This window comes from Mesorhizobium sp. M2A.F.Ca.ET.043.05.1.1, from assembly GCF_003952445.1.
GTDB lineage: Bacteria > Pseudomonadota > Alphaproteobacteria > Rhizobiales > Rhizobiaceae > Mesorhizobium.
The window spans coordinates 6561844-6574734 of record NZ_CP034446.1 but is presented as its reverse complement, the minus strand read 5'-3'; the positions used below and the strand labels follow the sequence as shown (position 1 = coordinate 6574734).

Sequence of the window (12891 nt, the reverse complement as noted above, 5' to 3'; positions counted from 1 at the left end):
AGTTCCGATTACGATTCCCGCGAGGAGAACGGATCGGAATCGGAGAGCTTCTGGCGCACCGACTCGTCGGTCTTGTCGGCCGCGGCCTTGACGACACCGCCGACCTTGCCGGCCAGCGTCCCCTCGTTTGACGCCAGCCGTCCGGCTTCGTCGCTCGCCGTCTGGTAGGCTTCGGCCGCAACTTGCTTTGCGGCGTCGAGGCCTTCTTTCAAAGTCTCTCCGGCAGTGTCCCGAAGCTTCTCGCGATAGCCGCCCAATTGCTCGTCCTCGAGTTCCGTGCGGGGCAGCATGGCGCCGATCGCAGCTCCGATGGCGAGGCCGACGGCGGCCGCAGCGAGAGGCTGGTCCTGAAGCAGATTGTGCGCGGAACGGCCGGCGCTCGTTGCCATGTCGGCCGTGGCTGCCGCCGAGCTCGCAAGCGTGTCCGCAGCGCTGCTCGCCATGTCCGACACTGTGCCGGCTGCTTCGCTTGCCATTCCCGAGACAGTTGCGGTCGCTCCGCTGGCCGCTTCGCCAACAGAGTCGGCCGCATCCGAGACCCTGGAACCCATTCCCGCACCGAATGCTCCGTGATCGAGCCCGGGACCGCGCCGCGTCACGCCATCGGCACCAGCCGACGCGGTAGAAGCGCCACTGCCCAACATCAGCCAGGCCAGGCCCGCGCCGATCACTGTCAGGGGCAACGGATTGTCCCGCACCTGGACCTTCAGGTTGTGGAGCATGTCGGAGCCTGTGCCATCCCTGAAAAGCCCAGTGAACTCGTCGAAGAGCTGGCCGGGAGTCATCTTGTCGCGAATGGAGTCGGCGGTCGCCACCACCCTTGCGCGCGTGGCTTCCGCCTCGCGTTCGAGCTCGGCTGCGGATTTCTCGGTCATCTCGCTTGTTCCTTGATCACGTTCACGTCACGCTTGAGCTGTTCTTGTGTACGGTCCGGCGCGAGCTCGGAGGGTGCCATGCTTGCCATGCCCGTCCGCAACAGGATCACGCCCAGAACGGCAACCACCACACCGACGAGCAAGGCGGACCACCCGGCGCCCAGACCGAGGCGGGCCAGGGCGATGACCAGCGCCTGCAACAAGACCAAAAGCGCCGCGAGCAGGCATATCGCGCCGCCCAGCACCTCGACGGCGCCTGCGCCGGCCTTGGTCGCGCTCTCCGAGATTTCCGCCCTTAGGAGCCTGGCCTCCGTTTGCACGAGCCTGCTCACCTGTTGCGCCAGATCGGCGACCAATGTGCCGAGACTTGGATTATCCTGAGTGCTCATTTCTTCAGCTCCGCTGCCTTTCCCGGTATGCCGCCGTCGGAACCCCAGTTGGCTGGAGCGTCATCCCGGCGGGCGCTCGTTCCCGTGCCCGGTTGGCCGGAATGTTCACGCGTGGCCGCGCCCTGCGTCGGGCGGCGGGTTCCGGGCGGCGAAGCCTTCATGAAGCGGCCAAGCGCCAGTCCCGCCAGAACCGAACCGGCAAGGAGCGTTCCAGGATTCTCCCGGCCAAAAGACTGGACGTCTTCGAGCACCTGTCCGAACGGCTTTTCCTTCAACGAGGAGGACAGCCGTTCCAGCCCGCTCGCCGCCTCCTGCATGAATTTCGAGGCCGCGCCCTGGTCGCTCTCGGCCAGGAGATCGCTCGCGGCGCGCAGGGCGCCGCCGAAAGCAGACAGGCTCGATCCGATATCGCGCTGCGCCTGCTCGGCTTTTTCCGTGGCGGCCTGCTGGGCTTCGGCCGCATACGCCCCAGCCCTGCGGGCAACCTCGTCGCGGGCATCGTGGAGCGCTTCGCCGGCGCTTTGCGTTTCTTCCTGGATCCTGTCGGAAACTTCGTCCTTTGCCCTAGCAAAGTCGGCGGGCTCGCGGCCCCGATCGTTCTCGCGCTGCATGGTGCCTCCTAGTGAAAACCGAGGAAGGAAAGCACCGCTAGCACAACGACGATCAGACCGATGAGATAGATGACACTGTTCATGGCGCAGCCTCCTCCATGCCAATCCAACTTCGCGCCGGCTGCTATGTTCCCCCGCACCGGCAGCTTTTTAGCAAACCGTCATTTGTCCTCGGGCTGCGCCTTGAAAGCGGCAAGCTCCTCGTCGGGGCAGAGCAGTCTGGGGCGCGTCGGATCGGAAATATCGAGCTTGTCCCAGGGAATGCGATAAAGGCCTTCACGCCGCCGCAACGCGAAGAAGTCGAGCAAGGCGGTGCCGATGGTCGAAGCGGACAAGCGCTCGAACGCGGCGAAGATCCCGACATGGAATTCGGTGACGACAAGGTCGCTGCCGTCCCGCTCGGCGATGATCTCCTCGACATAGCCGATGCTCCTGCCGTGCTCGGAGAACACGCGTCTGCCCGCAAGGTGATCGAGGTGTACAGTCGCCATGCTCACGCTCCCGGGATTCGACCGACCACATGTTCGCGCAGCCAGTCCTGCCAGGCGAAGATCCTGGTCCGGCGCACGTCGATGTCGAACTCGATATCGACGCCGATATCGCGCACCTTGTTCCAGGCGATCCGGTGCGGCCGTGCCTGCTGTTTGCCGCTCAGCCTTGCCGCGAGCTTCGCGGTCCAGCTTGCGGGCGTCGAGCCAAGCCGTCGCGCCAGCGCGATCGAGCCGAGTTCAACGGCGCTTACCCTGGGCGGCTTGCCCGGCTTCAGCTCGGCGACAATGCTATCCACCTTGCCGATCTTGACCTGCTCGCGATCGACGACCTGCTTGTCCAGTATGTCGCGCAGCAACTGCATCACGTGCCTCCGAATATCTGCAGTGGAATGGACACCACCGCCAGCACGAAGCCGAGCGCGATGACGAAGATCACCGCCGCGTTCGAAACGACGCCATTGCGGTGCTCGCCGACATAGCGGTCGTCATTCAGCAGGAAAAGGAAAGGCACGACCGTCAGCGGCAGGCTCGCCGCGGTCAGCGCCATCGAGAAGATGGTGAGCTTCAACGGGTCGAGACCGAGCGTGATCGGAACGGCGGCAAGGAAGAGCGTCAGCGTGTAGACCAGGCTGAAACCGGGATCGTCGCGGGGCTTGAGATCCTCGCCCCAGTTCCAGCCGAACCCTTGTGCGACGAGATAGGCCTGCTGCAAGGCCACTTCGAGCGCAGCGCCAAAGCAGGCGATTGCCAGCGAAGCAACGAAAAGGACAAAGCCCCAGAAGCCGAATATCGGGATCAGCATCAATGGCAGCTGGTTATAGTCGTCCACTTCGGTAACGCCATGAGCGCCAAGCACGAGCGCGGCCACGATGAGAACGCCCACGGAAATCGTCCCGCCGAAACTCATGCCGAGGCCGGCAATCGCCCGATTGGTGCCGAGATAGCTCTTGTCCCACTGATCCTCGATCGCGCCCGAGGAATAGAACATGAAAAGGTAAGGCGAGATCGAGGCGCCGAGAATGCTGACGGCCATGAACCAGTATTTCGCCGTGTCATGGTGCGGCAGGCTCGGCACGGCGCCGACAGCCACTTCTTTCCATTCAGGCCGAAGCATCACGGCCGCGACGACGAAGCAGACGGTGACGAGGCCAAGCATCGACACCCCTTTCTCGATGAGGCCAAACGTTCCTTTCCACAGCAGCAGCCACGCCAGGAAAGCCACCGGCAAGGCCCACCATTGGAAGCCGATACCCGTGGCAAGCTCGGCGGCAATGGCAACACCGCCGATCTCCGCGGAAAGCACCAGGAAGTTGACCAGCAAGACTGCAAGCAGCGGCCAGATGAACGCGTTGAAGCCGAACCTCTCGCGGATGCCGTCAGCGATGGTGTGATGACTGACCGCAGCGAAGCGGCCGGCCATCTCGACCAGGAAGATGATGCAGATGGTGCCGAGCACGACCGCCCAGATGAGCTGGAAGCCGAACAGCGCGCCGGCCTGTGCCGCCGTCGCCATCGATCCGACCTCCAGGAAGCCGCCGACGCTGGTGACGACACCAAGCGAGATCTCCAGCAGCTTCTTCATCGGCCCGGCGAGAAATATTGTCGATAGGCGGCGGCGAGGTCGCCTTGCGCGGCGCGAAGCTCCTGCTGCGCCTCGCCGGCCCCGGCGTGCTGTCCGGCCTCGACCGCGTCCTTGGCCCGCCTTGCCGCGTTCGACAGTCGGCTGAAAGCCTCTGCCAGCGCATCCCGCTTTGCCTGGTCGGACGGAGACGCCGATTGCACTTGCCGGCCGGCGTCGTCGAGTGTCTCGGCAAAGGATTGCAAGGCGGACGATGCGTAGGGGGACGGCGCGGCGCCGGCGAGCCAGGCATCACTTACCAGCACCGCCGACTGTGCCGTCGAGGCTGCAAGCTTCGATTGCTGGTCGACGGTACCAGACGAGGAGCAGGAAGCCAGCGCCAGCAGAGGCAGGAAGGCCCGGCACGGCCGGGCAACGGTGCGCAACATCTTCCACTCTTTGCAATCGCTTGAAATCACGATGATAAAGCCGCACCCACGGGAAAGTTCCTCCGTGTTCGGGATTTGCGCCACCGATTGCCTGCTGCAGCGCGCGCGGAGACAGGGTTCGGCTTTCCCACCCTGGCCGGGAATTGCAATTTCTTGTCGGTAAAAAAACGCGGCTGTTCTCCGTTGGAAGCCCGCCGAACCTCGGCCGTATTACTTTATTCCGCGGGCCGCGCACTTAATCATGTCGTACGAGCCGGTTGCTTCGCCATGTCACCAATATTGGCAAGAGCCGCAACCTTGTCGATCATCGCTAGGATCGCCTTCGGATTGCTTTGATGCACCATATGTCCGGCACCCGGGACGATATCCAGAAGTGAATGGCTTATCTCGTCTTGAAGCCGCAGCGCCTCGGCCTTGGCATCGAACAGCTGGTCGCCCGCGCCGGCAATTATCCCGACAGGGACGGCGATGTCGGCATATCGACGATTTGGGAAAAATGCCGATGCGAGCATCAGGAAGGATTCAGCGGAGATGGATCGCAGCTGCGAGGGCCGGCTCGCCAACCCCCTTGTCGTTGTCGCGAAAGGGATCGCGATCGTTGCCGGATGAAAAATCTTCTTCATCGCCCAGCGCCAGTTCAGCCTGACCAGCGAAGGCAGCACCGCGTGGCGCAGCACCGTCCCGATCAGCGGAACCGCCGGCAGCGCGGAGATAGCAAGGGCAAGCCTTGGCGACGGGTAGTGATAGCCGGCGACGACAACGACGCCGGCAACCGACCGGGGATGCCGGCGCGCCATCTCGAACGCCACCGCTGCCCCCCAGGAATGGCCGACAACCATGTAGCGCTCGATGCCGAGTTTCGCGACCGCGGCATCGATGAGGTCGGCCTGGGCAGCCGCGGTCCAAGGTCTGCCGGCCGGACGTGGACTCATGCCGAAGCCGGGCCTGTCGAAGGCAAGTACGCGATATCTGGCGGCGGCCCTGCCGAAGATGCCGCTTGTCGTGAAGTCTTCCGCCGAGGCGCCATTGCCGTGCAACAGCAGAAGCGGTTGCCCGTGGCCCGCCTCCAGGAAATGCAGCTTCGTTCCCCGGAGATGGATGAAGCGCCCGAGCGGACGTGCGGCCAACGCCCGTCGCGCGAGCCGATTGTTATAGAGCGCCAGCCCGAACGTTGCGACCGCAAGCAACAGCAGCAGGTTCTTCCTGGACTTTGCCGTCATGTTTGGAAATCAAGGCGGGGGTGGTAGGCGACCTTTACAGTGGTGCCCCGCTCGCTATCAGGCCGACCCTTTCTGAGGCAGATCGGTGTCTTCCTCGACTTGGTCGCGCAGGCTCTGCTCGGCCTCCTTCTTATCAGCCCCGGCCGGCGGCTTTTGCCGGGCGAGCTCGCGATCCACAACCTTGCGCGAGCCTTCAACCGGATCTTCTTGCGGTGAGCCCCTGTCCGCTCCTGCTTGCTGGCCGGTCCTGCCACTGCTTGGAGTGGATCGCACAGGATCGTGGTTTTGACGCGACTTCGTCATTGAGGACCTTCTCCGCTTTGGTCGGATGTCTGCTGGCTTCCGGGCAGGTTGGAAGCAGGGTCCAAACCTCTGTGGCCGTCGTTTGTTCCGTGCGCGGCGCGACCGGCCTCGCCACCTTCCGCAACCGGGCCGAACCAACGGCTGCTTACTGCAACAAATGTGGTTGAGGCTGAACCGCTGCACTTCTACGACTGCGGCAAGCGTCCGGTTGCCTCCTGCGTCCGCCTCGCGACGGAGGAACCATGACGCGCCACTCTCCACTCAGCCTTTTGGAATTCGAAGCGCTCACGCAAGCAGCTTCGAAACTGTCGAAGGATCACGGCGAAACGCTGGAAAGCGTGGTGACCTCATTGTTCGAAGCGCTGCGCGAAGGAGAGACCTGCCCAAAGGCGGTTCTGGACGCGGCAATCGCGGCGCTTACCAAGGAGACCCGCTAGACGAGTCGGCCGGCCTGCCGGACCCCTCGGCATCACCCTGTTCAGGCTCAACGGATTCCAGGGCATCGATCACAGGCGCCAGCGAATTCTCTTCATCGGGTGTGGATTCCGACCCTCTGTTTTCTTCGCCGGTTTTGTCGAGCGCACGTTGAATGGCGTCTTCAATGTTGCCCACCTCCTGCTCACGCACCTCGCGACCATAGCCGGCGGCATCAGCATCCTGCTCGAATTGCTGCGCCAGCATGGGAACGCTGATCTCGGTGTCGGTTGGCAAGTTGCCGACATTCTCCTCCAGCCAGCTGCGCAGGAATTCCTTCGTCGCGTTCATGGAGCACCTCCTCGACGCCAGATAACCGGACGACGGCACCGAGGTTCCCGTAAATCCGAAACCGCGAGGAACGAACGAACCAACGGGCGGTTGGGAGTCCGAAAATCCGGTGAGGCATTCCATGGCTTTCCACGACGACAGCGTTTCACACGAGCGCGACGGTTCCGCCCCAGGCCAGGACAAGCTCCTGTTCCAGCCCAACATCTCCATCAACGGCCTGATCGATGATGAGACGGTCAGCTTTTTCTTGGGTCGCCTGGAGACCGTGCGAAAAAACGGTCAGGACATGATCATGGAGTTGAACACGAGCGGCGGCGATGCGGACGCCGCGCGCCGCATGGCGCTGGAGGTCCGGCTCTTTCGTCGGCATTCTGGCAGGGAGGCATTTTGCGTCGGAAAGACGAAGGTCTATTCGGCGGGAGTGACAATCTTCGCCGCCTTCCCGAGGCAAGACCGCTTCCTGACCGAGGATGCGGTTCTTCTCGTGCATGAGCGGCGCATGGAAACAAGCATTGCGCTCAACGGCCCGATTCGATCCTGCATCCAGATCGTTCGCGAGCAGCTTGCCTTGCTGGAGACATCGCAACGTCTGGAGATGGAAGGCTTCAGGGAACTTGTCGAAGGCAGTTCGCTCAGCGCGGACGAGCTTTACCGGCGCGCGACGGAGAATTGCTACATCAACGCCGCCGAGGCGCTCAGTCTTGGAATGATAGGCGGGATCCTGCGTTAGAACAGCACACTCGGGGGCCGCACTTTCCTGTCGGACAACTTGCGGCCGAAGGATGAAGAGAGTCGCCAAAGTGGGGGTGGCGGCATGCCGATCGCTAGGCATAGCACCTCGCGCACCAAGCCGACCTGGTGGGAACCCGGGTTGCTCTGAGCCGTTCGCAGGCATGGCAACATTGCAGCTTCGAGAAGCGCTGACCAAGGTCGGCACACTGACGTCCCGGCCTGCGGCCTTTCTGATCTTGGGCGGTTACACTGTCTCCTGGTTTCTCTTCGAGCGGGAAACACTTGACTGGCACGGCGCCGCGACGCTGATCACCTGGGCGATGACGCTGTTTATCCAAAGGGCTGAGCATCGCGACACCCAAGCCCTTCAGGCGAAACTTGATGAGCTGATCAAAGCGAACGACAAGGCTCGCAACGAGATCGCCGAGATGGACGACAAAGAGCCTGAGGAGATTGAGCGAATACGCGATGGCGGGCAAAGGAGGAGTTGACATCTCGCCTCGACCTCAACCGAACTCCGTTCGGAGCTAAGTCGTTGTGAGCACGGCGCCAGCGGTGATCGGTATTCTTAGAACAAACGCCGGAGCAGTTTGCGGCGCCCACTCCGACCGCGCTGTTCCAACATGGCGATCTCCTGGGAACTTCAGGCCTCCCGGCGGATTAGGATGAGTGCCGCAGGCATATCACCACACCGCAAGGAGGATCTAAAATGCCGAAGAAAGCCTCGTCCGCGACCTCGAACGGCTTGGAAAGCCTGTTCCTGGACGGACTGAAAGACATCTACTACGCGGAAAAGAAGATCCTGAAGGCTTTGCCAAAGCTGGCAAAAGCAGCACAGTCCGAAAAGATAAGCGCCGCTTTCGAAAAGCACCTCAAGGAAACTGAAGACCAGGTGGATCGCCTGGAGCAAGTCTTCGACATGCTCGGCAAGCCGGCCAGGGGCAAGACCTGCCCGGCCATTGACGGCATCATCGAGGAGGGCTCGGAAATTCTCGAAGAGTACAAGGACGAGCCGGCGCTCGACGCAGGACTGGTGGGTGCTGCCCAAGCGGTCGAGCACTATGAAATCGCGCGTTACGGTACGCTGATCGCATGGGCTGAACAGCTCGGTCTCAAGGACGCTCTTCCGTTGCTCCGACAGACCCTGAAGGAAGAGTCGGCAACCGACGAGGCGCTCAACACTCTTGGTGAAAGCGACGCCAACCAACGTGCTTTGCAGGCGGCCTAGCAACGCCCAACACTTTGCATTGGCGCCGCCGTCGCTCCGTGCGGGCTGCAGAAAGGAGAACTCGATGAAGAAGACCTGGAAGAAACCAACCATGTGTCAGGTGGCGGCGGGCTTCGAAATTTCGCGATATCTACCTGCTGAAATCCGGCGGAAAAAGTAACCCGTGAATTGCATGCCCTGCTCAACGGGGCATGCAATCTTTGCGATATCGGAAGACGTGGACGCAAATCGACCGCAGCCGCAAGAGTGGCGCCGGTCAGTTGGCTCGCTGGGCATGCATTGACATGCGCGTGAAGATCATCGGATCGGCAGCGGGAGGCGGCTTTCCGCAATGGAACTGCAATTATCGCCTGAGCCGCGCGGCCCGCGCCGGTGTGCCCGGTCTGCGCTCCCGAACCCAATCGTGCGTCGCCGTATCGGCGGACGGAACAGGTTGGGTTCTCTTCAACGCATCGCCCGACATCCGCCAGCAGATTGCGCAAACGCCCGAGCTGCAGCCCGCGGCGGACGCACCGTTGCGCTCGACACCTATCCGAGCGGTGATGCTGACCAATGCCGACGTGGACCATGTCGCGGGGCTGCTAAGCCTGCGTGAACGAGAGCCTTTCGCGATCTATGCGACCGCGCGGGTGCTGGCGACGCTGGAGGCGAATTCGATCTTCAATGTTCTCGATCCGGCGATCGTGCCGCGGCGTCTCTTGGCGCCGATGGAGGAGACGGCGATCTGCGGCGCGGACGGCCACCCGACCGGCGTGATCGTCGGCAGCTTCCCGGTGCCGGGCAAGGTCGCGCTCTATCTCGAGCAAGGAGGCGATCCCGGCGCCGATTTCAGCTCCGACACGGGCGACACGATCGGCGTCCGTATCAGCGGAGCGGTCGGTCGCGGCGCGATTTTCTACGTGCCGGGCTGCGCGCGCATCGACGCAGCGCTGCGCGCGCGGCTGGCTGATGCCACCTGCCTTGTGTTCGACGGCACCGTCTACACGGACGACGAGATGATCAAGGCAGGGGTCGGCCCGAAAACCGGCGCACGCATGGGACATATCGCAATGTCGGGAGAAGCGGGTTCGATCGCCGGCCTGGCCGATGTGAAGATCGCTCGCCGTATCTTCATCCATATCAACAACACCAATCCTGTTCTGGACGAGAATTCCGCCGAGCACGCGGCGATCAAGGCGGCTGGCTGGGAAGTCGCCTTCGACGGCATGGAGATGGAATTTTGAGCGATTTCCACGATGCGGCCCGAGGCGGCCTGTCAAAGCGCGACCTCGAAGCCGTGCTGCGGCGGGTCGGCGACGATCGCTACCACAACCGCCATCCTTTCCATCACAGGATGACCGGCGGCGCCTTGTCGAAGGCCGAAATGCAGGCCTGGGCGCTGAACCGCTATTGCTACCAGGCCGTGATTCCGCGCAAGGACGCCATGATCCTGGCTCGTGCGGAAGACCCGGCTTTTCGCGCCGCCTGGCGCAAGCGCATCGAGGACCATGACGGCGAGGACGGGTGGAGCGGCGGCATCGCGCGCTGGCTGCATCTGGCGACCTCGCTCGGGCTCGATGCCGAAGCGGTCAAGAGCGAAAGGCTGGCGCTGCCGGCGACCCGCTTCGCCGTCGACGCCTATCTCTCATTCTGCACCAACCGTACGCTGCTCGAGGCGATCGCGTCGTCGCTGACCGAGATGTTCTCGCCGACCATCATCGGCGAGCGGGTGCCGGCGATGCTGGCCAGATACGATTACATCACCGAGGACACGCTGGCCTATTTCACGCAGCGACCGGAGCAGGCGAAGCGCGACGCCGACTTCGCCCTCGCCTACGTGCTCGTCCACGCCGACACGCCCCAACGCCAGCAGCAGGCGATCGATGCGCTGGTGTTCAAATGCGATATACTGTGGGCCATGCTCGATGCGCTCCAGCATGCCTATGGCGCGCCGGGGAACATACCGCCAGGCGCCTTCCGTCCGGAGGCGGCCTTATGACGACGACGCTGCGCGAAAGAGCCATCGTGTCGCTGCGCTCCGCGCCATCGCTGCCCAGGCATGTGCGCATCCATTACGACCCCGTGCGACTGGCCTTCGCCGTGCTTGCGCCGGAGAAGGTGTTCTGGCCGAATGACATCAGTCTCGACATACTGCGCCGCTGCGACGGGCAATCAACCGTCGAGCGCATCATCGCCGATCTTGCGGCCGATTATGATGCGGATCCGCAGGACGTGGCGGACGATGTCGTCGCTTTCCTGCAGGAATGGTCGGACAAGCTTTTGGTGAAGCTGTGAGCGAGGCGCTCCTGCCTCCGATCGGCATGCTGGCGGAGCTGACGCATCGCTGCCCGCTGCAGTGCCCCTATTGCTCCAATCCGCTCGAACTGCTGAAGGCCAACCGCGAACTCGACACGCAGACCTGGCTCGATCTCTTCTCACAGGCCGCCGATCTCGGCGTCCTGCAGGTGCATCTTTCCGGTGGCGAACCGACACTGCGCCGCGACCTCGAGCAACTGATCGCAGGGTGTTCGGCGCGCGGCCTCTACACCAACCTCATTACCGCCGGCGTCGGCATTGCCGCAGGCCGCATCGAGGCCTTCGCCGAAGCCGGTCTCGACCACCTGCAACTGAGCTTCCAGGGCGCCCGCCCAGTGACCACCGACCGCATCGGCAACCACCAGGGCAGCCACGAGAAGAAGTTGGAGACGGCGCACCGCGCCCGCGCGGCCGGGCTGCCGCTCACCATCAACGCGCCCGTCCATCGGCACAACATGGAGGAAGTGCCGGAATTCATCGACCTAGCCCTGTCCCTGGACGCAGAGCGGCTTGAGATCGCCAATGTCCAATATGCCGGCTGGGCGCTAGCCAATCGCAGTTTGCTGATGCCCGACCGTGCCGCGGTCGACCGGCAGGCCGACATCGTCGCGGCTGCCCAGGAACAGCTCGCCGGCATCATGACCATCGATTTTGTCACGCCGGATTATTTCGCCATCTACCCCAAGCCATGCATGGGCGGCTGGGCACGCGACGCCTTCATGGTGGCTCCCGACGGCACCGTGTTGCCGTGCCATGCCGCCCAGACGATTCCCTCGCTCCGCTTCGAGCGCTTCGGAGACCGCAGCCTCGTCGAAATCTGGACCGACTCACCGGCCTTCAACGCCTTCCGCGGCACCGAATGGATGCGGGAGCCGTGCCGAAGCTGCGAGCGTCGCGAGGTCGACTGGGGCGGCTGCCGGTGTCAGGCATTAGCGATTGTCGGCGATGCCGCTGCAACAGATCCAGCCTGCATCAAGTCGACAGCGCACACCCGTATGGCCGCCTTGGTCGATGAAACGCGGCGCAGCAATACCGCCGGAGACGATGCTTTCATGTATCGCCGGATAGGATCGCGGTTTTGACGGTAGCAACAATCGCCGCCGATACGGTCCCGGCTTCGCCTACCAGCGACGGTCCATCTCGGCCATTGATATACACTTCGCTTGGGAGGCAATTCCCTCAACGCAAAAGGCCGTCGATATCGAAATCTTCCCAGCCTCTCAGGCGGGGCGCATCGTCCCGGCTCACGTCGGTGTGATTTGCGGCCCCGCCGCGACTCTTTTGGGAGCGCTTCAGAGCCGCCCTTGCAGCGGCCCGTCGCCGGTTCTCGGCGGCTGTCGCCGCATCTTCGTCACGCCAGACAGTGACCAGATCGCGGTCGAGCACATCCTCGATGTGGCGAGGGTCGAACACGTGGAAGGTGATCTTCCTCGCCCGGCCGCGCAGTTTCACGGTTCGCGTCCCGGCGCTCTGAAGCCGACCGTCCTTCAGCCAGCGGTGCCGCTCGCCGGACGAGATCGTCAGGATGTCCTCGACCTCGCGAGGGATGACCGGCAGGTCTTCGATGTCGCGCATGGCTTTGGATACGACCAGCGCTGCCACCTTAACATCGGCATCCGAGCCCTCCGGCAGGCGCAAAGTGAGCACCCGAGATTCAATGTGAAGCAGCTTTTTCAGTGGCGCAGGAAGGCGAGCGCGTATCTCGAGGAAGATGCCCCTCGCCCGCATCGACGATCCCAAGGTGGCCGCCGGCGAAAGCGGCCACTCGGCTATCAACTTGGTGGTAGGTTCGGTTTTTCGGCGCCCTGGCATATCCGATAAATAGGTCGGGCTGATCCCAGAGCAAAGCCGGCTCAAGAGGCAACCCGTTGTGCCGCGACGCCAGTGATCGCAGACAAGCATTCTGCCACGTGTTGCCAGCTGAGAAGGCTCGATGGAGCGAATTGTCGATCGGCGAGTTAGGCTGGCTAAACGG

General features: G+C 63.1%; 20 protein-coding genes. 9 read left to right on the top strand and 11 right to left on the bottom strand.

All coding sequences use genetic code 11. The features are described 5' to 3' along the window. Positions 1-8: 8 nt before the first annotated feature. From EJ069_RS31770 to EJ069_RS31730, 9 genes are all read right to left on the bottom strand, one after another. Positions 9-875, bottom strand: a complete 867-nt coding sequence (locus EJ069_RS31770) for a DUF3618 domain-containing protein (protein ID WP_126064486.1) — start codon at positions 873-875, stop codon at positions 9-11. Beyond that, positions 872-1264, bottom strand: a complete 393-nt coding sequence (locus EJ069_RS31765; protein WP_126064485.1) for a phage holin family protein — start codon at positions 1262-1264, stop codon at positions 872-874. Before EJ069_RS31765 ends, EJ069_RS31770 begins: the two co-directional genes overlap by 4 nt. Then, positions 1261-1875 (bottom strand): hypothetical protein, encoded by a 615-nt coding sequence (locus EJ069_RS31760; protein WP_189476072.1) that lies wholly within the window; start codon positions 1873-1875, stop codon positions 1261-1263. Before EJ069_RS31760 ends, EJ069_RS31765 begins: the two co-directional genes overlap by 4 nt. A 161-nt stretch (positions 1876-2036) precedes the next feature. Next, positions 2037-2366, bottom strand: a complete 330-nt coding sequence (locus EJ069_RS31755; RefSeq protein WP_126064484.1) for a hypothetical protein — start codon at positions 2364-2366, stop codon at positions 2037-2039. A 2-nt stretch (positions 2367-2368) separates the two neighbouring features. Continuing rightward, complete coding sequence (locus EJ069_RS31750; protein ID WP_126064483.1) at positions 2369-2728, bottom strand: hypothetical protein; 360 nt, start codon at positions 2726-2728, stop codon at positions 2369-2371. Next, the gene (locus EJ069_RS31745; RefSeq protein WP_126064482.1) at positions 2728-3948 is read right to left on the bottom strand and encodes a divalent metal cation transporter; all 1221 of its coding nucleotides are present in this window, start codon (positions 3946-3948) and stop codon (positions 2728-2730) included. Before EJ069_RS31745 ends, EJ069_RS31750 begins: the two co-directional genes overlap by 1 nt. Further along, the gene (locus EJ069_RS31740; protein ID WP_189476070.1) at positions 3945-4373 is read right to left on the bottom strand and encodes a hypothetical protein; all 429 of its coding nucleotides are present in this window, start codon (positions 4371-4373) and stop codon (positions 3945-3947) included. The genes EJ069_RS31745 and EJ069_RS31740 overlap by 4 nt, the downstream gene beginning before the upstream one ends. A gap of 239 nt (positions 4374-4612) precedes the next feature. Then, positions 4613-5593 carry an alpha/beta hydrolase gene (locus EJ069_RS31735; protein WP_126064480.1) on the bottom strand — a complete coding sequence of 327 codons (981 nt, stop codon included), beginning with the start codon at positions 5591-5593 and terminating at the stop codon, positions 4613-4615. A gap of 57 nt (positions 5594-5650) precedes the next feature. Beyond that, positions 5651-5896 (bottom strand): hypothetical protein, encoded by a 246-nt coding sequence (locus EJ069_RS31730; protein WP_126064479.1) that lies wholly within the window; start codon positions 5894-5896, stop codon positions 5651-5653. Positions 5897-6138: 242 nt separating this feature from the next. On the opposite strand from EJ069_RS31730, the gene EJ069_RS31725 reads away from it, so the two are divergent. Next, positions 6139-6333 (top strand): hypothetical protein, encoded by a 195-nt coding sequence (locus tag EJ069_RS31725; RefSeq protein WP_126064478.1) that lies wholly within the window; start codon positions 6139-6141, stop codon positions 6331-6333. Here the strand turns inward: EJ069_RS31725 and EJ069_RS31720 are convergent. Next, positions 6314-6661: a DUF768 domain-containing protein gene (locus tag EJ069_RS31720; protein WP_126064477.1), complete on the bottom strand. Its 348-nt coding sequence runs from the start codon at positions 6659-6661 to the stop codon at positions 6314-6316. The two genes, EJ069_RS31725 and EJ069_RS31720, sit on opposite strands and share 20 nt — an antisense overlap. A 121-nt stretch (positions 6662-6782) precedes the next feature. On the opposite strand from EJ069_RS31720, the gene EJ069_RS31715 reads away from it, so the two are divergent. The 8 genes from EJ069_RS31715 (at position 6783) to pqqE (ending at position 11998) form a co-directional block, all read left to right on the top strand. Next, positions 6783-7391 (top strand): ATP-dependent Clp protease proteolytic subunit, encoded by a 609-nt coding sequence (locus tag EJ069_RS31715; RefSeq protein WP_126064476.1) that lies wholly within the window; start codon positions 6783-6785, stop codon positions 7389-7391. A 163-nt stretch (positions 7392-7554) separates the two neighbouring features. Beyond that, a complete protein-coding gene (locus EJ069_RS31710) occupies positions 7555-7884 on the top strand; it encodes a low affinity iron permease family protein (RefSeq protein ID WP_126064475.1) in 330 nt (109 codons plus the stop codon). Positions 7885-8102: 218 nt separating this feature from the next. Beyond that, the gene (locus EJ069_RS31705) at positions 8103-8621 is read left to right on the top strand and encodes a ferritin-like domain-containing protein (RefSeq protein ID WP_126064474.1); all 519 of its coding nucleotides are present in this window, start codon (positions 8103-8105) and stop codon (positions 8619-8621) included. 64 nt (positions 8622-8685) lie between these two features. Then, complete coding sequence (locus tag EJ069_RS31700; protein WP_126064473.1) at positions 8686-8781, top strand: pyrroloquinoline quinone precursor peptide PqqA; 96 nt, start codon at positions 8686-8688, stop codon at positions 8779-8781. Positions 8782-8905: 124 nt separating this feature from the next. After that, positions 8906-9844, top strand: a complete 939-nt coding sequence (gene pqqB / locus EJ069_RS31695) for a pyrroloquinoline quinone biosynthesis protein PqqB (protein ID WP_126064472.1) — start codon at positions 8906-8908, stop codon at positions 9842-9844. Next, positions 9841-10599, top strand: coding sequence for a pyrroloquinoline-quinone synthase PqqC (gene pqqC, locus EJ069_RS31690; RefSeq protein WP_126064471.1), 759 nt, complete (start codon positions 9841-9843; stop codon positions 10597-10599). Before pqqB ends, pqqC begins: the two co-directional genes overlap by 4 nt. Next, complete coding sequence (gene pqqD / locus EJ069_RS31685) at positions 10596-10895, top strand: pyrroloquinoline quinone biosynthesis peptide chaperone PqqD (protein WP_126064470.1); 300 nt, start codon at positions 10596-10598, stop codon at positions 10893-10895. The genes pqqC and pqqD overlap by 4 nt, the downstream gene beginning before the upstream one ends. Continuing rightward, entirely contained in the window at positions 10892-11998 is a 1107-nt protein-coding gene (gene pqqE, locus EJ069_RS31680; RefSeq protein ID WP_126064469.1) for a pyrroloquinoline quinone biosynthesis protein PqqE, read from the top strand. Before pqqD ends, pqqE begins: the two co-directional genes overlap by 4 nt. A gap of 97 nt (positions 11999-12095) precedes the next feature. Here pqqE and EJ069_RS31675 read toward each other — a convergent pair whose 3' ends face one another. Then, positions 12096-12728, bottom strand: coding sequence for a hypothetical protein (locus tag EJ069_RS31675; RefSeq protein WP_126064935.1), 633 nt, complete (start codon positions 12726-12728; stop codon positions 12096-12098). Positions 12729-12891 lie beyond the last annotated feature (163 nt).